The 18,794-nt window shown below is 69.9% G+C and carries 21 protein-coding genes and 1 riboswitch; of the genes, 7 read left to right on the forward strand and 14 right to left on the reverse strand.

Annotated features, from left to right (window positions below; translation table 11 throughout):
- Window positions 1–128: 128 nt before the first annotated feature.
- The 4 genes from AB0F72_RS41255 to AB0F72_RS41270 all read right to left on the reverse strand — a co-directional run bounded on the left by AB0F72_RS41255 (window position 129) and on the right by AB0F72_RS41270 (window position 4,755).
- On the reverse strand, window positions 129–1,838 hold the full coding sequence (locus AB0F72_RS41255; RefSeq protein ID WP_360444458.1) for a PHP domain-containing protein: 1,710 nt from the start codon (window positions 1,836–1,838) through the stop codon (window positions 129–131).
- A 94-nt stretch (window positions 1,839–1,932) separates the two neighbouring features.
- Window positions 1,933–2,736, reverse strand: a complete 804-nt coding sequence (locus tag AB0F72_RS41260; protein WP_360444460.1) for an energy-coupling factor transporter transmembrane component T — start codon at window positions 2,734–2,736, stop codon at window positions 1,933–1,935.
- Window positions 2,733–4,163, reverse strand: a complete 1,431-nt coding sequence (locus tag AB0F72_RS41265) for an ABC transporter ATP-binding protein (protein WP_360444463.1) — start codon at window positions 4,161–4,163, stop codon at window positions 2,733–2,735. Before AB0F72_RS41265 ends, AB0F72_RS41260 begins: the two co-directional genes overlap by 4 nt.
- A gap of 4 nt (window positions 4,164–4,167) precedes the next feature.
- A complete protein-coding gene (locus tag AB0F72_RS41270; RefSeq protein ID WP_360444466.1) occupies window positions 4,168–4,755 on the reverse strand; it encodes an ECF transporter S component in 588 nt (195 codons plus the stop codon).
- A 40-nt stretch (window positions 4,756–4,795) separates the two neighbouring features.
- Window positions 4,796–4,899: riboswitch (TPP riboswitch) on the reverse strand.
- Window positions 4,900–5,036: 137 nt separating this feature from the next.
- Here AB0F72_RS41270 and AB0F72_RS41275 point away from each other — a divergent pair.
- On the forward strand, window positions 5,037–5,861 hold the full coding sequence (locus AB0F72_RS41275) for an alpha/beta hydrolase (RefSeq protein WP_360444469.1): 825 nt from the start codon (window positions 5,037–5,039) through the stop codon (window positions 5,859–5,861).
- A gap of 61 nt (window positions 5,862–5,922) precedes the next feature.
- Entirely contained in the window at window positions 5,923–6,447 is a 525-nt protein-coding gene (locus AB0F72_RS41280) for a DUF6328 family protein (protein WP_360444472.1), read from the forward strand.
- Here the strand turns inward: AB0F72_RS41280 and AB0F72_RS41285 are convergent.
- The 7 genes from AB0F72_RS41285 to AB0F72_RS41315 are packed head-to-tail and all read right to left on the reverse strand — an operon-like array spanning window position 6,419 to window position 10,639.
- Complete coding sequence (locus AB0F72_RS41285; RefSeq protein WP_360444475.1) at window positions 6,419–7,021, reverse strand: hypothetical protein; 603 nt, start codon at window positions 7,019–7,021, stop codon at window positions 6,419–6,421. The genes AB0F72_RS41280 and AB0F72_RS41285 overlap by 29 nt on opposite strands.
- Before the next feature lie 17 nt (window positions 7,022–7,038).
- On the reverse strand, window positions 7,039–7,428 hold the full coding sequence (locus AB0F72_RS41290; RefSeq protein ID WP_360444478.1) for a transcriptional repressor: 390 nt from the start codon (window positions 7,426–7,428) through the stop codon (window positions 7,039–7,041).
- A gap of 8 nt (window positions 7,429–7,436) precedes the next feature.
- Window positions 7,437–7,736 (reverse strand): metalloregulator ArsR/SmtB family transcription factor, encoded by a 300-nt coding sequence (locus AB0F72_RS41295; protein ID WP_014441320.1) that lies wholly within the window; start codon window positions 7,734–7,736, stop codon window positions 7,437–7,439.
- 30 nt (window positions 7,737–7,766) lie between these two features.
- The gene (locus AB0F72_RS41300; RefSeq protein ID WP_360444483.1) at window positions 7,767–8,633 is read right to left on the reverse strand and encodes a metal ABC transporter permease; all 867 of its coding nucleotides are present in this window, start codon (window positions 8,631–8,633) and stop codon (window positions 7,767–7,769) included.
- Window positions 8,633–9,421 (reverse strand): metal ABC transporter ATP-binding protein, encoded by a 789-nt coding sequence (locus AB0F72_RS41305; RefSeq protein WP_360444514.1) that lies wholly within the window; start codon window positions 9,419–9,421, stop codon window positions 8,633–8,635. The genes AB0F72_RS41300 and AB0F72_RS41305 overlap by 1 nt, the downstream gene beginning before the upstream one ends.
- A complete protein-coding gene (locus AB0F72_RS41310) occupies window positions 9,415–10,335 on the reverse strand; it encodes a metal ABC transporter substrate-binding protein (protein ID WP_360444485.1) in 921 nt (306 codons plus the stop codon). Before AB0F72_RS41310 ends, AB0F72_RS41305 begins: the two co-directional genes overlap by 7 nt.
- A gap of 49 nt (window positions 10,336–10,384) precedes the next feature.
- Window positions 10,385–10,639, reverse strand: a complete 255-nt coding sequence (locus AB0F72_RS41315) for a DUF6703 family protein (RefSeq protein WP_360444487.1) — start codon at window positions 10,637–10,639, stop codon at window positions 10,385–10,387.
- Between the two features lie 34 nt (window positions 10,640–10,673).
- On the opposite strand from AB0F72_RS41315, the gene AB0F72_RS41320 reads away from it, so the two are divergent.
- From AB0F72_RS41320 to AB0F72_RS41330, 3 genes are all read left to right on the forward strand, one after another.
- On the forward strand, window positions 10,674–11,015 hold the full coding sequence (locus tag AB0F72_RS41320) for an antibiotic biosynthesis monooxygenase family protein (RefSeq protein WP_360444490.1): 342 nt from the start codon (window positions 10,674–10,676) through the stop codon (window positions 11,013–11,015).
- Between the two features lie 16 nt (window positions 11,016–11,031).
- Complete coding sequence (locus AB0F72_RS41325; protein ID WP_360444493.1) at window positions 11,032–11,529, forward strand: hypothetical protein; 498 nt, start codon at window positions 11,032–11,034, stop codon at window positions 11,527–11,529.
- 68 nt (window positions 11,530–11,597) lie between these two features.
- Window positions 11,598–12,977, forward strand: coding sequence for a glycine--tRNA ligase (locus AB0F72_RS41330; RefSeq protein WP_360444496.1), 1,380 nt, complete (start codon window positions 11,598–11,600; stop codon window positions 12,975–12,977).
- 71 nt (window positions 12,978–13,048) lie between these two features.
- Here AB0F72_RS41330 and AB0F72_RS41335 read toward each other — a convergent pair whose 3' ends face one another.
- Window positions 13,049–13,534 carry an XdhC family protein gene (locus AB0F72_RS41335; protein ID WP_360444499.1) on the reverse strand — a complete coding sequence of 162 codons (486 nt, stop codon included), beginning with the start codon at window positions 13,532–13,534 and terminating at the stop codon, window positions 13,049–13,051.
- Between the two features lie 167 nt (window positions 13,535–13,701).
- On the opposite strand from AB0F72_RS41335, the gene AB0F72_RS41340 reads away from it, so the two are divergent.
- The gene (locus AB0F72_RS41340) at window positions 13,702–14,352 is read left to right on the forward strand and encodes a hypothetical protein (RefSeq protein WP_360444502.1); all 651 of its coding nucleotides are present in this window, start codon (window positions 13,702–13,704) and stop codon (window positions 14,350–14,352) included.
- A gap of 53 nt (window positions 14,353–14,405) precedes the next feature.
- A complete protein-coding gene (dusB, locus tag AB0F72_RS41345) occupies window positions 14,406–15,539 on the forward strand; it encodes a tRNA dihydrouridine synthase DusB (protein ID WP_360444505.1) in 1,134 nt (377 codons plus the stop codon).
- 395 nt (window positions 15,540–15,934) lie between these two features.
- Here dusB and AB0F72_RS41350 read toward each other — a convergent pair whose 3' ends face one another.
- Window positions 15,935–17,029: an MFS transporter gene (locus tag AB0F72_RS41350; RefSeq protein WP_360444508.1), complete on the reverse strand. Its 1,095-nt coding sequence runs from the start codon at window positions 17,027–17,029 to the stop codon at window positions 15,935–15,937.
- An 86-nt stretch (window positions 17,030–17,115) separates the two neighbouring features.
- Window positions 17,116–18,195 (reverse strand): DUF2786 domain-containing protein, encoded by a 1,080-nt coding sequence (locus AB0F72_RS41355; protein ID WP_360444511.1) that lies wholly within the window; start codon window positions 18,193–18,195, stop codon window positions 17,116–17,118.
- Window positions 18,196–18,794: the final 599 nt, after the last annotated feature.

The following is an 18,794-nucleotide window of genomic DNA, read 5'->3' on the forward strand; positions in this document are numbered from 1 at the left end:
GCCCCCCCGGGGCGCGGGGTACAGCCCGCCCTCCCTGTGGGCGCCCGCGGGGCGGGCCGGGGCCCCCCGGCGCCCACCCACTACCGGGGCGGCGCCGGCCGCGGTCGCGGCCGGCGCGACGGAGCCTGTCATCGGGGCAGGACCCAGATGGGGTTGGTGTAGAACCACAGGTCGCCCCACGGGTCAGCGGCGCCGGACACGTCCAGCTGGGGACCGTACGGGTCGACCGAGGCGCCCATCAGGCCCGGCTGGGTCCGGTTGCCGTCCGTGCCGCGTACCCGGAGGTAGAACGGCTTGTCGAGGCGGCCCAGGCGGTAGCTGAGCGAGATCTTCCCGCTGGTCTTGGAGATCTCGAACGACTTGACCACCCGGGTGTTCGGGGCGGTGAAGGCGTCCCTGTCGGTGACCGGGCCGGTGACCGTGCCGACGATCACGTCGACCCGCTTGAGGACCGGGATGAAGCCGGCCCAGTTCGGGATGTCCTGCAGGTCGATCTCGAGGGTCAGCTCGGTCGAGGTGCCCCGCTTGACCTGCAGCACACCGCCGAGCGGGGTGCCGTTCGACCAGCGGCGGTCGCCGGACACGCGGACCCGGGCGTCCAGGCCCTTGATGAGCCGGCCGTGGTCGACCCAGACGCGGCCGGCGCGCAGGCCGTCGACGACCGCCTTGTACGAGAACGACGACGCGCCCACGTTGGTCCGGCCGTAGAAGCCCGGCCAGAAGTCGCCGGCCTGGGTGTTGATCGAGCCGTTGTAGACCGGGTCGTTGTACTTGCCGTTGGCGTTGAAGTCGCTGCCCGGCCCGCGCTCGGTCTGGTCCAGGTAGTTCACGTGGCTGTCCGAGTTGACGGTGATCCACCACGCCTTGCCCTCGGCGAGCAGGCTGTCCCAGAGACCACCGACCGTGGCGGTCATCCAGTCGAAGCCACCCCAGGTGCGGTAGCTCTCCAGCGGGTACCCGGGGAACGAGGCGGCCGACGGGTTGTTGTCGTAGTAGCCGCGGGCGCCACCACGGCCGTTCGGGGCGGGGATGCCGGCGGCCTGGTGGCCGGGCGCGCCCTCGAAGCCGACCGCGACGGTCGGGTCGGCGTCGCGCCAGCCGCGGATCTCGTGCGGCGAGTCGATGCCGCGGCGGGCCGGGTGGTTCGCGAAGAACAGCGCACCGTCGATCTTGCGCTTCTTCACCTGCTCGCCGAGGAACTTGATGCCGGCGATCGCGAGGGCCTCGTTCTGGGCAGCGGTGTTCGTCGACGGGGCGAACGTGCCGTCGTACGCGTTCTCGAACTGCTTGAGAACCTCGACCTCGTTCTTGCTCGGCGTGACGAACACCGTCGCGTGCTCGGCGGCCGGGATGTTCCACTCCAGACCCTGGAAGGTGAGCAGCCCCTTGAGCTCCTCACGGGTCTTCACGATGTCCGGGTTGACCTTCTCCACACCGATCTTGGCGTGGGCGGCGCTGCCGTGGTCGGTGATGACCAGCCAGTCCAGGCCGTACGCCTGACCCTTCTGCGCCTGGTCGAGAACCCGGTACTGGGCATCCGAGCTGTACTGGGTGTGAATGTGGTGATCACCGGCGAGCCACCGGAAACCGCCCTTGTCGTTGCCACCGGCCGAGCTGCCGTGGGTGTGCGGCAGGCCGGCGGCCTCGGCGGCGCCCGGACGGGCGAGCACGGAGGCGGCGGCGCCGGCGCCGAGCAGCCCCGCGCCGAGCAGGAAGCGGCGGCGGGACTTGTCGTCGGGGGAGAGCTCGGTCTCCGGGACGCTGAGGTCCAAGGCCTCCGGGAGGTCCCCTGCGGAAGTGTGGACGTCGTCATGCGAGTGGTCGTGGCCGTGACCCATGGCGGTGAGCTCCTACGAAGATCGTTGAGTGCACCTCACCCTCGTCCGATGAGGACAACTCTCGCTGTCGATCTCGTGACGGCGGGGCGAACGGTCAGCCGACAACCGGCCGGAAGAAGCCCAGGACCACCGAAAGCACCAGGATCGTCGCGGACGCCAGGCCGGCGGCCACGACCAGAACGGTGTCGGCGCCGGTGAAGTGCTGACGCCGGGCGTAGGTGCGGGGCACGCCCGAGTCGAAACCACGCGCGTCCATCGCCACCGCGAGCCGCACCCCGCGCCGCAGCGCGCCGACCAGCAGCGCGAACGCGGTCGACGCGAAGAGCCGCAGCTTGGCGACCGGGTTGCGCCCCGCGTCGATGCCGCGGGCCCGGCGCGCCAGGCTGAGCGCCCGCCACTCCTCGGTGAGCAGCGGCAGCAGCCGGAAGGCGGCGAGCGCCCCGATCGCGAACCGGGCCGGCGCCTTCGCGTTCTGCACCAGCGCGTCGGCCAGGTCGGTGGGGTCGGTGGTGGCGAAGACGACGATGCCGGGCAGCGCCACCGCGAAGATGCGCAGGATCAGCGCGGTCGCGGTGGCGAGCACCCCGGTGGTCACGTCGAACGGCCCGGCCGAGAACAGCAGGTCGCCGCTGCGCTCGGCCGCGAACAGGGTGACCGAGACCAGCACTCCGGCGGCGGCGAGCAGCAGTGGCGCGGCCCGGACCGCCAATGTTCGGAACCGGACACCGAAGAACGGCAGCAGGATCAGCTCGAGGACCAGGGCGACGGCCGGCGTGAACACGTCCACGGTGGCGATCAGCGGGACCGAGAAGAGCAGCGCGGCGCCCAGCTTGGCGACCGGGTTGCGGCGGGCGAGCGGCGCGGACGGATCGGCGAGAGGTTCCAGGGCGAGGGTCACGGACGGACCCTCCGGGGGAGCGGGTCCGGTTCCGGTTCGCCGAGCGGGACGGTGCGGTCCGCGAGGGTACGGACGAACGCCTCGTCGTGGGTGACCGCGACGATCCCGTGCCCGGCATCCCGCAGCTCCGCGAGCAGACTGACCAGTTCCTGCCACGTCCGCCGGTCCTGGCCGAACGTCGGCTCGTCCAGCACCAGCAGCCGCGGGGCCGTGGCCAGCGCCGTCGCGACGCTCAGACGGCGTGCCTCACCACCTGAGAGGGTGTACGGATTCGCCTCGGCCAGCTTCTCCAGGCGCAGCCGCCGCAACAGCTCGCCGACGATGTCGCGCACCTCGGCGGATGACTTGCCGACCCGGCGGGGGCCGAGCGCGAGTTCGTCGGCGACCCGGCCGGTGACGAACTGGTGCTCCGGGTTCTGGAAGACCGACCCGATCCGCTGGGTCAGCGTCGCGGCCCGCCACCGGTGCGGCGGGCGTTTGTCGCCGAACGCCTCGATCCGGCCGGAGGTGGGCGCGAGCAGCCCGCCGAGCAGCAGGGCCAGGGTGGATTTCCCGGCGCCGTTGGGACCTGTCACGGCCAGGACCTCGCCGCCTCTGGCAGTGATCGAGACCGGACGAAGCCGGTTTCGCACGGAAGCGTGCTCCGCCCGTACCAAATCGGAAGTGGCCGTTGCGGTCGCCTTGAGCGGCGGAAAGCTGAAACCGGGCACCCAGACGCCTTCGGACGCCAGTTTGTCACCGTAGGCGGCGAAGATCACCTCGGGCGAGCCGTCCGCGCGGACGCCGCCTCCCGGCTCCAGAACCACCACCCGGTCCACCAGCGGCAGCGCCTCGGTCACCCGGTGCTCAACGATGATCATGGTCGTTTCCGGACTCATGGCCTCGGTGAGCGACTCCCGGATCAGGGCCGCGCCGGGTGGGTCGAGATTGGCTGTCGGCTCGTCGAGCAGCAGCAGGCCGGGACGCAGCGCCAGCACGCCGGCGAGCGCGAGGCGCTGTGCCTCGCCGCCGGAGAGGGCCGCGGTCGAGCGATTGATCGGATACCGGAAGCCGACGCGATCGAGCACGTCGGAGACCCGAGTCCAGATCTCCGACGCCGGCACGCCGCGGTTCTCGCAGCCGAACGCCACGTCGTCGCCGCTGCGCGCCATCACGAGCTGGGTCTGCGGATCCTGAAAGAGGATGCCGACCTTGTCGCGCGCCTTCGCCGGATCGAGCCCATCGATCTCAATGGACCCCTCGGACTGACCGGAATCGGACGGCAGCAGGCCGGCGAGCGCGGCGAGCAGGGTGCTCTTGCCGGCACCGGAAGGGCCGAGCAGCAGCACCCGCTCGCCGTGCCGCACGTGCAGGTCCAAGTCGCGGACCGCCCAGGCGCGGCGCCCGGCGTGCCGCCACCCGAACCCGCGAAGCTGAACCTCACTCATGACTTTAGATGAGTGCCCGTTCCCGGCCCGCTCCGAACCGATCGAGCACACCGGTCGGCGCGAGCGCCCGGACCAGGGCCCAGCTGCCCAGGCCGGCGATGAGCACGCTGCTCACCACGGTGAAGACGGCGTAGGGGATGCGGTAGCTGCCGAGCGCGTACTCCGAGTTCCAGACGAAGAAGTCGTAGATCGCCGCGCTCAGGCCGGTGAGCGCGCCGGCGAGCAGGGCGGCCGGCAGCTTCCAGGAGCGGTAGCGCAGCGCCGCGAACGCGAGCTCCGCGCCGAGGCCCTGGCAGAGGCCCTGGACGATGACCGTGCCGCCCCACTGGTTGCCGAGCAGCGCGGAGATGATCGCCGCGACGGTCTCGGTGTAGAGGGACGCGCCGGGCTTACGGATGATCAGCCCGGAGAGCACGGCCGGCATCAGCCAGATGCCGTAGAGGATCGCCTGCGCCGGCGGGAAGAACGCGAACGCGCTCTCCGTGACGCTCCAGACCGTGTTCCAGGCCCAGAAGATCACGCCGAAGGCGACGGCGATGACGGAGGCGATCACGATGTCTATCGTGCGCCAGCGGTGGGTGTTGTCGTTCATAACGCCTCCCAGCGGGTACCGGGAGGAGACGCGCGCCATTGATAAGAGATGACCGAGCTTCCTGCGCTGGCATTACCCAGATCAGGTACGAGGGTCTGCGGTCGCCCGCACTCTCAGCGCTTGTGCGCTCCCCTGTCGGACGAAGTTTGTTCGCGACCTACCTTGACCCGCGCATCGCTGAGCGGCGCATTTGGTCTCCGTCGTCGCGAACAAGCTTCGCTACATTTGCTGCGACGACGCTAACACCTGGTCATTGGCCGGGATAGGGAGGTAGCAGTCACATGGAGATCAAGACTCGTGGCTTGACGTTCGAGGTTTCCGCGGGCGGTCCGGAGGGCGGCGAACCGGTCCTGCTGCTGCACGGCTTCCCACAGGACAACCGCGAGTTCGAGCGGATCGTCCCCACGCTGAACGACGCGGGTCTGCGGACCTACGCGCTGAACCAGCGCGGCTACTCCCCGGGCGCCCGGCCGCGCGACGTCGACGCGTACCGGCTCCGGGAGGCGGTCGCCGACGCCGTCGCCGTGCTCGACGAGCTCGGCGTCGAGCGGGCACACGTGGTCGGGCACGACTGGGGCGCCCAGATCGGCTGGCTGCTCGCGGCGTTCCATCCGGGGCGCGTGCGTACGCTCACCGCCGTCTCCGTGCCGCACCCGCGCGCCCTGCTGCTCGCCATCCGGGTGCGCCCGTCGCAGAAGGCCCGCCTCGCCTACTTCCAGGTGTTCCGCTCCCCGCGAGCCGAGCGCCTGCTGCTCGGGCGCGACGCCGCGGTGCTGCGCTGGATGCTGCGTCCGCTGGCCGAGGAGCGGGTGCGCCGGTACGTGGACGCGGCGCGCGAACCGGGCCGGCTCACCGGAGGCCTGAACTGGTATCGCGCCTTCACCACCGACCAGATGGCCGGAACCGGTGTGATCACCGTCCCGACCACATATGTCTGGAGTGATCGGGACGGGGTGGTCGGCCTGACCGCCGCGTTGCGCACCGCCGACTGGGTGTCGGCGGATTACCAGCTGGTCGCGATGCGCGGGATCAGCCACTGGATCCCGGAGGAGGCGCCGCGTGAGCTGGCTGACGCGATTCTCGCGCGGACCGGCGTCGCAGCATAAGAAAGCCCGGCGCCGGCGCTCGGCGTTTGACCATGCGCGGGATCGGGAACGCTGCGCCGACATGGCGGTCGACACGGCATCCTCCCGAAACAAGGAAACTGAGAAGCAGCGCTGGGACCGGAATTTCGCGGACCTGTTGCAGGAGCTGCGCGTCGCACAGACGGGCGTGCAGATCCTCTTCGCGTTCCTGCTCACCCTCCCGTTCAGCAACGGCTTCCCCAAGGCCACCAACTTCCAGAAGGACGTTTACATCGTCGCGCTGATCAGCGCCGCGTTCGCCACCGCGATGATCATCTCGCCGGTCGCGTTCCACCGTGCGCTGTTCCGGCAGGGACGCAAGCCCGAACTGGTCCGGTACGCCCACCGGATGGCCTCCGGTGGGCTCGGCTTCATGCTGATCTCGATGGTCAGCAGCGTTCTGCTGATCACCGATTACGTACTGAACTGGAAGTGGGCGATCGCGCTCACCGTGATCACCGGGCTCTGGTTCCTCTCGCTCTGGGCCATCCTCCCGTTCGCGCACCGCAACTGGGGCGAGGACGAGGAGGAGGCCGAGGCTAACGAGTCCGCAAACCGAGACTCCTGAGCTCCAGCTCGGCGAGGGCGTCCACCGCGTCCGCGTCGCCCGCCCGCCAGCTCTGCGCGATGTCCGGCCCGAGCCGCGACAGTTCGCCCAGCGGCCGGCCGGCCAGGGCGCGCAACGCGAGCAGATCGCGACCGGCCGGGTCGTCGCGCACGGCAGCGGCGACACCGGCCCGGCGCATCCAGCGCAGGCGCAGCGGAAGCCACAGCAGAAGAACAATTGCCAGGGGTACGGCCACCGCGATCGCCGGAATGATCAGTGCGAGCTGCCCGACCAGGTCCTGTTGCTGCTGACCGGCGTCGGAGATCGCCCGTGCGGCGTCCGCGGCGCCGGTGAGCGGTTTCGTCAGCTCGTCACCGACCACCGGCACCCGTCCCACCTTGCTGCCCGCGTCGGCCAGGTTGTCGGCGATGCCGGCGCCGGCGCTCTCGAGTTTCTGGCCGGGGACGGCCAGTTTCTCCACGGTGTCGGAGATCCAGAGGGCGACCCGGATCCAGAGATAGATCCAGAGGACGACGAGGAGGTCGGTCAGGAGCTGGCGGATCGCGGTGGGCAGCCGGTCGGCGTAGAGCTTCACACGCGACAGCGTTCCACTCAGCCCTTTCCGGCGCACTCCTGGCACGTCCCGAAAATCTCCAGCGTGTGTGAGACGTCGACGAAGCCGTGCTGGCCCGCGACCTTCTCCGCCCACGACTCGACCGCGGGACCGGCCACCTCGACGGTCCGGCCACACGACCGGCACACCAGGTGGTGGTGGTGTCCCTGGCTGCACCGGCGGTAGAGGTGCTCGCCGCCGGGTGGGCGCATCACGTCGATCTCACCGGAGTCGGCGAGGTTCTGCAGCGTCCGGTACACCGTGGTCAGACCGACCCGCTCGCCCCGATCACGCAACATCGCGTGCAGGTCCTGAGCGCTGTGGAAACCCTCGGTCTGGGCGAGGACCGCGCTGACCGCGCTGCGCTGCTTGGTGTTACGGGGGGTCATTTCCGGGTTCACTGTCGGCTCTCCCTGGCGTGGCTCACCGCGTCGGCGACGATGTGGGCGACGTGTTCGTCCACCAGGGAGTATGCGATCTCCCGGCCCTGGCGGACACCCCGCACCACGCCCGCTCCGCGCAGAACCCGCAAGTGCTGGGAGACCAAGGGCTGAGGGGCGCCCAGTTTCTCCACGAGGTCGTGCACGCAGCGCTCGCCGGCGCCCAGTTCGACCACGATCGCCACACGGATGGGTGCGGAGAGGGCGCGCAACAGGGCCCCCGCCGACTCGTACGCTTCATAACCGGTGGTCGTCATGGCTGCGACCACCGTACAGCTGTCGCCCGGTCAACCATGCAACACGACATCCGGAGGTTCCGCGGTGACCGGCGGGCGGGACCGCCGGACCAGGGTGCGGCGCAGCACGCCGGCGAGCGTGGTGCCGAGGAAGGCGACGAGGGCGAGCAGCACCGTGGTGGCGCCGGGCGCGGTGTCCGCCTCGGCGGAGACCAGGATGCCGGCGCCGGCCGCGCCCACGCCGATCAGCATGGCCGCCGCCATCGTGCTGCGGAAACCGCGGGTGACCTGCTGGGCCGCCGCGACCGGAACCACCATCAGGGCGGAGACCAGGAGCAGGCCCACGGTACGCATGGCGATCGTCACGGTCACCGCCGTGGTGATCGCGAGCAGGATGTTGAGCGTCCGCACCGGGAGGCCGCTGACCCGGGCGTACTCCTCGTCGTTGCAGAGCGCGAAGAGCGCCGGACGCAGCGCCAGCATGGCGATCAGCACTGCCGCGCCGAGTCCGCCGATCACCACGATGTCCTGCGGTGACGTGGTGATCAGCGACCCGAACAGGTACTGCATGAGGTTCGAGTTGCCCTTGTCGTCGGAGAGGCCGACCAGCACCACGCCACCGGCGATGCCGCCGTAGAAGAGCAGGGCCAGGGCCAGGTCGCCGGAGGTGCGCCCGCGCTCGCGGATCAGCTCGACGCCGACCGCGCCGATCGTGGCGACCACCACGGCGGCGAGCACCGGGGAGTTGTTGGTGAGCAGGCCCACGCCGACGCCGGTGAGCGCGACGTGCCCGATCCCGTCACCGATCAGCGACAGCCGCCGCTGCACCAGGTAGATGCCGAGCGACGGCGCGGCCAGCCCGATGATCAGCGCGCCGATCAGGGCACGCTGCATGAAGGGGTAGGTGAGCAGCTCCATCAGTACGCCTTCGATCCCTCGGTGGGCGCCCACTCGCAGATGCCGGCCGTGACCTCGTCGGCGTGCGGGTGCACGTGGTCGTGCCCCGGCTCGGCGTGGTGCCCGGCCGGTTCGGGCGGCGTCCCCTCGTGCGCGATCCGCCCGTCGTGCACGACCACACCGCGCCCGATCAGCGGCCGCAGCGGACCGAGCTCGTGCAGCACCAGCATGATCGTGCCCCCGTTCGCGGCGAACCGGGTGAGCGACGCGGCGAACGCCTCCTGGCTGGCCGCGTCCACGCCGGCCGTCGGCTCGTCCAGGACCAGCAGGTCGGGCTTGCCGGCCAGCGCCCGGGCGATCAGGGTGCGCTGCTGCTGGCCGCCGGAGAGGGTGGCGACCGGGTCGCCGATCCGATCCAGCAGGCCGACGTCCGAGAGCGCCTCGCGGACCGCGGCCCGGTCCGCCGTGCCGGGGAACCGGAAGATGCCGCGCCGGGCCAGCCGGCCGGACGCCACCACCTCGCCGACCGTGGCGGGAACCCCGCTGCCGGCGCCGAGCCGCTGCGGCACGTACCCGATCCGCTCCCAGTTCCGGAACCGGCGCTGCGGGGTGCCGAACAGCTGGATCTCACCGCGGCGCAGCGGCACCAGGCCGAGGACGGTACGGATCAGCGTGGACTTGCCGGACCCGTTCGCGCCGAGCACGGCCACCACGTCACCGGCGGCGACGCTCAGCGAGACGTCGCTGAGGATCTCCCGGCCGTCGTAGCCGGCCGCCGCGTGCCGTACCTCGACCACATTCGTCATGATTCACATCCCAGCGCCTTGGTGAGCGCCGCCAGGTTGGCGCGCATCACCGAGAAGTAGTCCGCATTCTCGTCGGTCAGGCCTTCGAGCGGGTCCAGCACCGCGGTCTCGGCGCCGACCTCGCGGGCCAGGGTCTCGGCGACCTTCGGGCTGACAAGCGTCTCGAAGAAGATCGTGGTGGTGCCGTGCTCCTTGGCCTCCTCGGCCACGGCGGCGAGCCGCTGCGGTGACGGCTCCGCCTCCGGGTCGATGCCGGTGATGCCGATCTGCTCCAAACCGTACCGGTCCGCGAGGTAGTGGAACGCGGTGTGGCTGGTCACCAGCTCACGGCGCTCGCAGGTCTTCAGCCCGGTGGTGAACTCGCCGTCCAGGGTCTTGAGCTCGGTGCCGAGGGCCGCGGCGCGGGCGGTGAAGTCGGCGGCGTGCTCCGGGTCGGCCTTGCCCAGCTCGGCGGCGACCTTCTCGGCCACCGTGGCGAGCCGGGTCGGGTCCAGCCAGAAGTGCGGGTCGGTGCTGCTGGTGCTCTCCTCGGCGTGCTCCTCCTCGCCTTCATGGCTGTGGCCGTCGGCCGATTCCGCGGAGAGCAGCTGGACGGCGGTGCCCGCGTCGAAGGCGTGGTCGCTGCCGTTCTGCTTGACCGCGTCGTCCACCGCCGGCTGGAAGCCGCTCAGGTAGACCACCAGGTTCGCGTCGGTGATCTGGCCGACCTGGCCGGCGTTGAGCTCGACGTCGTGCGGCTCGGCGCCCGGCTTGGTGAGGTTGCTGACGTCGACCACGTCACCTCCCACCCGCTCGCTGATGAACTGCAGCGGGTAGAACGCGGTGACGACGGAAAGCTTCCCGTCGTCCTCCGCTTGGGCTCCGCAGCCGCTCAGGACGGCGAGAAGGAGCAGGGCGGGGGTGAGGCGGCGCATCATGTCACCAACTGTGGTCGATAATGACAATGATTGTCAAAAGCGCATGAGTTCACAGCGCCTTCGATACCGCGGCGACCACCAGCAGGGTGAGCAGGACCACCCGGACCGCCCGGGTGATCGGCGACTGGACCGGCCAGGTGGTGAACGTCAGCGCGCCGAGCCCGGCCGCGAGCACCGCCAGCAGCAGGGCGCCCACGATGCCCGGCAGGAAGAGCCCGGCCAGCAGCACGGCGAGGCCCACCGCGAACGCCACGGTCGGGTTGACCCGGGCCAGACGGCGCAGCAATTGGTCGGACGGCGTCACAGTTCGGCTCCTTCGGCGTGCGTACCCTCGTCACATGCTGGTGCTCAACCGCTTCCTCGTCCCACCGGAAACGCAGGACGGCTTCGTCGAGCGTGCGCACGCCGCTCTCACCGCCCTCGCGGACAGCCCGGGTTACCGCTCCGGGCGGCTGGCCCGGGCCCTCGAGGACCCGTCCGCCTGGACCCTGGCGACCGAGTGGGAGTCCGTCGGAGCCTACCGGCGCGCCCTCGGCCGGTTCGAGGTCAAGATGCATGCCACGCCCCTGCTGGCCGAGACGCTCGACGAGCCCTCCGCGTTCGAGACCCTCGCCTCGGCCGGCCCCGGCGAGGCGGTCGTCGTGACCGCCAGCGACCGGGCCGCCGAACCGTGGCGCTGAGCACTAGGCTGAAAACATGAGCACGGCGCCGCACTACGTTCCGCCGCCCCCGCCCGGCCCCGGGGTGCACCCGCCGTTCCCGGCGCCGCCGGTCGAGGGGCGTGGCCGCCGTGTCGGGCTGAGCCTCGGCATCAGCGGGGGAGTGCTGCTGCTGGTCTGCGGCGGTGGCGCCGCCGCGGTGGCCGGGCTGACCGCGGCCATGGACGACGCGCTCAACGAGCAGGTCGACGTGGTGGTGGGCCGCTATGTCGAGGCGGTGCAGAACCGGGACTTCGCCCGCTCCTACGATCTGCTCTGCCCCGCGGCGCAGCGGTCGGAATCCGAAGCCGCCTATACGTCGCGTCTCTCCGCCACGGAGCCCTTTTCCGCGTACCAAATTGGTGATCTTGATCTGGTTTATGCCTCGGTCCCGGTGCGGCTGACCTATCCGGACGGGCGGACCGAAACGGTCGAGGCGGAGCTGAGCCAGAACACCTCGACGGGCGCATTCGAAGTGTGTGACCTCGGGGAGTAATCTCGCTGTTCGTCCGATAACCACGAGTTTCCCCGCCGACACCCAGCCGGCGTAGGAGGAAAACACCAATGCCCGCCGATCGTATCGATGCCGTTGTCAGCCTGGCCAAGCGCCGGGGCTTCGTCTTCCCCTCCAGCGAGATCTACGGAGGCACCCGCTCGGCGTGGGACTACGGTCCGCTCGGCGTGGAGCTCAAGGAGAACGTCCGCCGGCAGTGGTGGCGGACCATGGTCCAGCAGCGTGACGACATCGTCGGGCTGGACTCCGCCGTGATCCTGTCCCGCGACGTCTGGGCCGCCTCCGGCCACCTGGACGCGTTCGTCGACCCGCTGACCGAGTGCCAGTCCTGCCACAAGCGGTTCCGGGCCGACCACCTGGAAGAGGCCTACGAGGCGAAGCACGGCTCGCTGCCGGCCTCGCTCAAGGAACTGAACTGCCCGAACTGCGGCAACAAGGGCACCTTCACCGAGCCGAAGATGTTCAACGGCCTGATGAAGACCTATCTCGGCCCGACCGAGAGCGCCGAAGGCCTGCACTACCTGCGGCCGGAAACCGCCCAGGGCATCTTCGTGAACTACAACAACGTGGCGACCGCGGCCCGCAAGAAGCCGCCGTTCGGCATCGCGCAGATCGGCAAGAGCTTCCGGAACGAGATCACCCCGGGCAACTTCATTTTCCGTACGCGTGAATTCGAGCAGATGGAGATGGAGTTCTTCGTCGTGCCCGGCAGCGACGAGGAATGGCACGAGTACTGGCTGCAGCAGCGCTGGGACTGGTACCGCGACCTGGGCCTCTCGGAGAGCAACCTGCGCTTCTTCGAGCACCCCAAGGAGAAGCTCTCGCACTACTCGAAGCGGACCGTCGACATCGAGTACCGCTTCCAGTTCGGCGGCACCGAGTTCGCCGAGCTCGAGGGCATCGCCAACCGCACCGACTTCGACCTGTCGACGCACTCGAAGCACTCCGGCGTCGACCTCTCCTACTTCGACCAGGAGAAGGGCGAGCGCTGGGTGCCGTACGTGATCGAGCCGGCGGCCGGCCTGACCCGCGCGGTGCTGGCGTTCCTGCTCGAGGCGTACGACGAGGACGAGGCGCCGAACACCAAGGGCGGCGTCGACAAGCGCACCGTCATGCGGTTCGACCCGCGGCTCGCGCCGGTCAAGGTCGCCGTGCTGCCGCTCTCGCGCAACCCGGAGCTCTCGCCGAAGGCGAAGGAGCTCTCCGCGAACCTGCGCAAGCGTTGGATCGTGGAGTTCGACGACTCGCAGGCGATCGGCCGTCGTTACCGGCGGCAGGACGAGATCGGTACGCCGTTCTGCGTCACCGTCGACTTCGACACCCTCACCGACAACGCGGTGACGGTGCGCGACCGCGACACGATGAAGCAGGAGCGGGTCTCCCTGGACCAGATCGAGGACTACCTGATCAAGCGCCTCCCCGGCTGCTGATCCCCCGCTTTTGTCGCGATCTTGGCGATTTGCGCATGGTGTGCAGATCGCCAAGATCGGGGCGGGGCTCGTTAGAAGTCGAAGCCGCCGGGACGGTTGTTGCGGTCGGCGATCAGGCCGGCCAGGATCGCCAGGGCGATCTCCGGGCCGGTGCGGCTGCCGATGTTGAGGCCGATCGGGCGGTGCACCCGGGCAATCTCCTCCGGCGGCACGCCCAGCTCGCGCAACGCCTCGACGTGCGGTCCCTCGCTGCGCGGATTGCCGACGATGCCGATCCAGCGGCTCTTGCCGGCCAGGGCCTCCCGCAGAACGACGCCGATCTCCGCCCGGTGATGGTCGGTCAGCACCACGTCGGTGTGCTCGTCGATCCCGGCCGCGACCAGGTCGGCCACGAAGGTGTCACCGTGCGGCCGGGGAGTGCCGGACAGCCGTGTCGGATCCGGCTCCACCAGCACGGTGTGGAAGCCCAGCTCCACCGCTAACCGCTGAAGGGCCTCCGACACCGGCGACTCGAAAACCGCAACGAGCCGCCTCGGGCTCAGCTCACTGTCTCCCACAACGGCGACTCTGCCAGATTCCCGCCAGTTCGGTTGGTCGCGCGCAGACTAGTCCCACGCCTAGAATGGTGCAGGTGCAAGCGATAACCCCGGCAGCATGCCGTGTGGCAGAGGCGACCGGGGTCTTCGCCCCGAATCCTAGCGCGCAACGGAGCTGACGCCACACAATGACCGGTCCCACCATCGAGTCGACCGTGCTGTACCGCCGTTTCTCACCCGAACGGATGGGGCCGTATGACGCCGCCGCCAACGGGGACCTCGACACGGCATTCGAGCTCTACGCCTGGAACTCAGAGCTCTCGGCGGCTTTGGCTGCGCCGATCGGGCACGTCGAGGTCGTGCTGCGCAACGCCATCCACGAGAACCTGACGGCTTGGTCAGCGCGCCGATTCGATGAGCCTCGATGGTTCGTGATCTCGAGTCGTTTTCTGCAACCTCGAGCGGTTCAAGACATCGAAATCGCCCGGCGGAGGGCTTCTCGTGGTGCGCGCGAGGAGTCAGCCGGCCGGGTCATAGCGGAGTTGAACCTCGGCTTTTGGCGGTTCCTGCTCGCCAACCAATACGACGGCACCCTCTGGCGCGAGACGGTCTACCGGGTGTTTCCCGGGCAGCCTCGGCGCAGAGTCATCCATGATGCGGCAGCCGTGCTCCATCTCTGTCGCAACCGGCTTGCGCACCAGGAGCCGATCTTCAACCGGCCAGTCGCCGATATCCACGCCACGGCCCTTGCTCTGGCCGACTGGATCTGCCCGGTCAGCCGCGCCTGGATCGAGCGCCGATGCCGGACTCGTGACCTGCTTGTCCGCCGGCCGCTGTGATCGGCGCACCCGGGATTCGGAGTGCGGGCCGGTGGCGTGTCACCCTAGAGCGCGTGACCGCACCACTTCTGCTCGGCGACCATGCCGTCAACCCGCCCGTCGTGCTCGCCCCGATGGCGGGGATCACCAACGTGGCGTTCCGGCGGCTCTGTCGTGAGCAGGGCGGCGGCGTCTACGTCTGCGAGATGATCACCACCCGGGCGCTCGTCGAGCGGATCCCGAAGACGCTCAAGATGATCACGTTTGCCGAGGACGAGGGTTTTCGCAGCCTGCAGCTCTACGGCGTGGACCCGGACGTCACGGCGGCCGCGGTCCGGATGGTCGGCGAGGACAACCTGGCCGATCACATCGACCTGAACTTCGGCTGCCCGGTGCCGAAGGTGACGCGGCGCGGCGGTGGGTCGGCCCTCCCGTGGCGGCGGCGGCTCTTCGCGCGGATCGTGCGGCAGGCGGTCGAGGCGGCGAAACCCTTCGGGATCCCAGTCACGATCAAGATGCGCAAGGGCATCGACGACGACCATCTGACGTACGTCGAAGCCGGTCTCGCCGCGCAGGAAGCCGGTGTGGCGGCCGTGGCCCTGCACGCGCGCACCGCCGAGCAGCGGTACTCCGGCAAGGCCGACTGGGACGCGATCGCCACCTTGAAGCAGGCGCTCGACGTGCCCGTCCTGGGCAACGGCGACATCTGGGAGGGTTCCGACGCGCTGCGCATGGTCGAGCAGACCGGCGTGGACGGCGTGGTCGTCGGACGGGGCTGCCTGGGCCGTCCGTGGCTCTTCGCCGACCTGGAGGCCGCGTTCACCCAGGGCGCTGACTACCGGCCGGTGCTGCCGACGCTCGGCGAGGTCGCCAAGATCCTGGCGCGGCACGCGCAGTTGCTGGTCGAGGCGCTGGAGGACGAGAAACACGGCTGTGCGGACTTCCGCAAGCACGTCGCGTGGTACCTGAAGGGCTTCCCGGTCGGTGGCGAGCTCCGCCGCAGCCTCGCCATGATCTCGTCGCTGGCCGAGCTGGACGACCTGCTCGCCAAGCTCGACCCGTCGGTGCCGTTCCCGGCTGAGGCGCTCGGTCAGCCGCGCGGGCGGGTCAACGCGCCGGGCAAGGTGTCGCTGCCGCACGGCTGGCTGGACAGCCGCGACGACGACACGGTTCCGGAGGGCGCCGAGACCGAGGAGTCCGGGGGCTGATCCCGGGCCGCCCGGAGACCGGCATCCTGGTCCGCATCGTGCTCAGTGCGCTGCTGATCTGGGCGTTCGTGACGGCCGGACCGGCCGGCCCGGGTGTCAAGACGCACACCATCTCCCTGCGTGTGGAGTTGGGGTGCGGAGCGCGCCCGAATTCCACACGCGGGTGGGGTCTGGTCCTGCGTGTGGAGTTGGGGTGTGGAGCGCGCCCGAATTCCACACGCGGGGTGGGGTCTGGTCCTGCGTGTGGAGTTGGGGTGTGGAGCGCGCCCGAATTCCACACGCGGGGTGGGGTCTGGTCCTGCGTGTGGAGCTGGGGTGTGGAGCGCGCCCGAATTCCACACGCGGGGTGGGGTCTGGTCCTGCGTGTGGAGTTGGGGTGTGGAGCGCGCCCGAAATCAACACGCGGGGTGGGGGCGGCGGGTCAGCCATGCTGTTGCCAGCAGGGGGATCGCGGCTAGGGCGAACAGCGGCGGCAGTGACAGCGGGAGGGCGAAACCCGCGTAGAGCAGGACCGCGAACACCTCGGCCCCGAAGCCTGCCACGGACAGGACAGTGGTGCGGGAGGTGCCGGTTATCGCTGCTTGCAGGCGGGACTCGGCGTGGACCATGGCGAATTGCAGCAGGCCGAAAGCGGCGGAGACCAGGAGCATGCCGGCCAGGTGCGGGATCAGCGCGCCGGCGGCCAGGGTCAGCGCCGCCAGGGACACGGCCAGCGACAGCGGTCGGGCCGACTCCGGGGGCACCCGGCCGGCCAGGGCGCTGCCGGCGGCCATCGACAGAGCGGTCAGAGCGAACAGCAACGGTACGGTCGAAGCCGCCGCACCCTTGTCCCGGGAGAGCAGGGGCAGGTATTCGTCCAGGGCGCTGAACCCGGGCACGGCAGCGGCCACGACGACGGCTCGTCCCACGGTATTGGCTTTGCCCAGAACCTCCGTGACGCCGTCGCGCAGGGTTGCCAGGTAACCGCCGGGGTGGCTTTTGTCGGAGTCGTCTTTCGTACCCTCAACAATCGGCAGACGCAGCGCGAGCAGACCGCCGAGGGTGACCGTCGCGATGCTGATGATGCCGACCAGGAGGTATCCGCCGGCGGCGTAAGCCGGTGCGGCAAGCAGCGTGGCGGCGAGCATGCCGAGCAGCGCGACGGTGTCCGCGCGGCCGATGACCTGCGCATATGCGGTCGATTCGCCGAGTTCGTCGTAGACGAGGGATTCCAGCGTGCCGGAGCTGAACGCGCCGCCGAGGCCCCAGAGGGCGAAGCCGATCGCGAAACCGGGATAGGACGGCCAGATCAGCCACAGGGCGAAACCGGTCGCGGTGGTCAGCTCACCGATCGCATAGAGGCGTTTGCGGGACCAGACGTCGGCGAGCGCGCCGGCCGGGATCTCGCACACGAAGGAGACCACCGACCAGATCGCGAAGAGCGAGGAGATCTCGGCGGTCGTGAGCCCGGCGTCCGCGAAGAGCAGCGCGTAGACCGGGTAGAGCAGCACGGCCTCGGCGCAGGCGCGTGTCGCATAGAGATGTCAGCGTCAAATCGGGTGCATGAGCCCAGCTTCCGGTACGCCGGAAGCGGGTGTCAACGCAATTGGGCCTCGTCGGCGGCGGCCCGGCCGGACTCCCAGCCCTCCAGGCTGTCCACCCGGCTGCCGCGGGCCCGGACGGTCGTCGGGAAGACCTTGTTCATCGCCTCGCGCACCTGGATGTCCCGGTTGCGCAGAACCGGCAGCAGGTCGCTGTGCCCGGCCATCTCGCGCTCGGCGGTTTCCCGGAGCCGCTGGCCGATTCTGATCGCGTAGGCCACCAGGAACGACCGGCGGAACGCCTTCACTCTGGCCTTGCCCTTGGCCGGCTCGTCGCGGGTCATCGCCCGGTTCGCCTGGACCAGCAGCGACGTGTAGAGCAACTCGACCGCGTCGATGTCGGCGTCGAAGCCGAAGATCGTGCTGAAGCCGAGTTCCGGGGTCCAGACGCAGCGGCAGTTGTTCGCCCGGGACACGGCGTCGAGGAGGCTGGCCTTCTCGTTCTCGTAGGGGTGGTCGACGCCGATCCGCCGCGCGAACGGTGTGACGTCCACGGCCGGCGCGGTGATCTCCTCGATCCGGTACCGGGTGATCAGCTCCTGGGCCTTCGCGCTGTACGCCTCGGCCTCGGCCGAGAAGTCGGTCGCCTCGGCCTTCGCCAGCAGCGCACGGACCCGGTCCAGGATCCGCCGGTCGGAGTGGTGCGGCACGGTGGTGAGAGGGGTGCCCGGCGGCGGTACCAGGATCTCGATCGGCGGGAGTTGGCGGAGCTCGGTGAGCAGGCTCAGCTTCGCGTCGAGTACGGCTATGCGGTCGGGGCGGCGGCGGTCCTGGGAGAGGGGGAGGGCGTCGGCTTGGGCGCGCCAGCGAGGGTCGACCGGCGACCGATTTTTCTGGAAATTTCGTGATGCGTCTGCTGCGATGTCGGCCTGGATCGGGTTGCCGCGCCGGGCCACCGCCCGATGCAGCTCGGCCGGCTGCCAGCCGTTGCGGAACAGCCGATCGAATTCGGTCTCGAGCGTGGTCTGAAGAGCAGAGTCGACCTCGGCGGCGGGTGCGCCGGTCAGCATGTCGAGGGCCGTCTCGTGATCGAGTTTTCCGGCCCGGACGCGGTCGACGATCTCGCGGGCCGTCATGGGAGCGATGGTAGTTGCCGGGGTCCCGGTTCCCGGCCAGGACCCCGGCACCGTGACCGCCGAGCGGCCGGACGGTCACGGGAGTGCGCGGTGCATTCGCGGCAAAAGGCGTTTGCAGCGCTGCAATAGCAGCATGCACGGTGTTCGATCAGTAGGCAAGGGCGGATGTTGGGGAGATCGGCCGGGCTGGTGTGGGGTTCGGGTGGCGGCCGGGCTGGTGTGGGGGTCGGGTGGCGGCCGGGCTCGTTCTGGGGTTCGGGGTGGCGGCCGGGCTGGTTTTGGGGGTTCCGGTGGCGGCCGGGTTGGTGTGCTTGTTTCCGGTGGGCGGCCGGGGCGGCGAGCCGTAGCTGAGGCATGTGATCGCGGGTGGTAGCCGTTACTGGCTACGGCTCGCGGCGTCCGGCCGTAGCTGAGGCATGTGATCAAGCGGTGGTAGCCGTTACTGGCTACGGCTCGCGGCGGTCGGCCGTAGCTGAGGCATGTGTTCAAGCGGTTTTGCCTGCATGGGAAGCCCCTATGTTTGTCAAGTGTTGAGTGGGGCTGTGGCCTGCGGGAATGCTTTCTTGATGATGGTGAATAGGTGGCGGGCGAGGTAGCGC

This window comes from Actinoplanes sp. NPDC023936 (genome assembly GCF_040639325.1).
Taxonomy (GTDB): domain Bacteria; phylum Actinomycetota; class Actinomycetes; order Mycobacteriales; family Micromonosporaceae; genus Actinoplanes.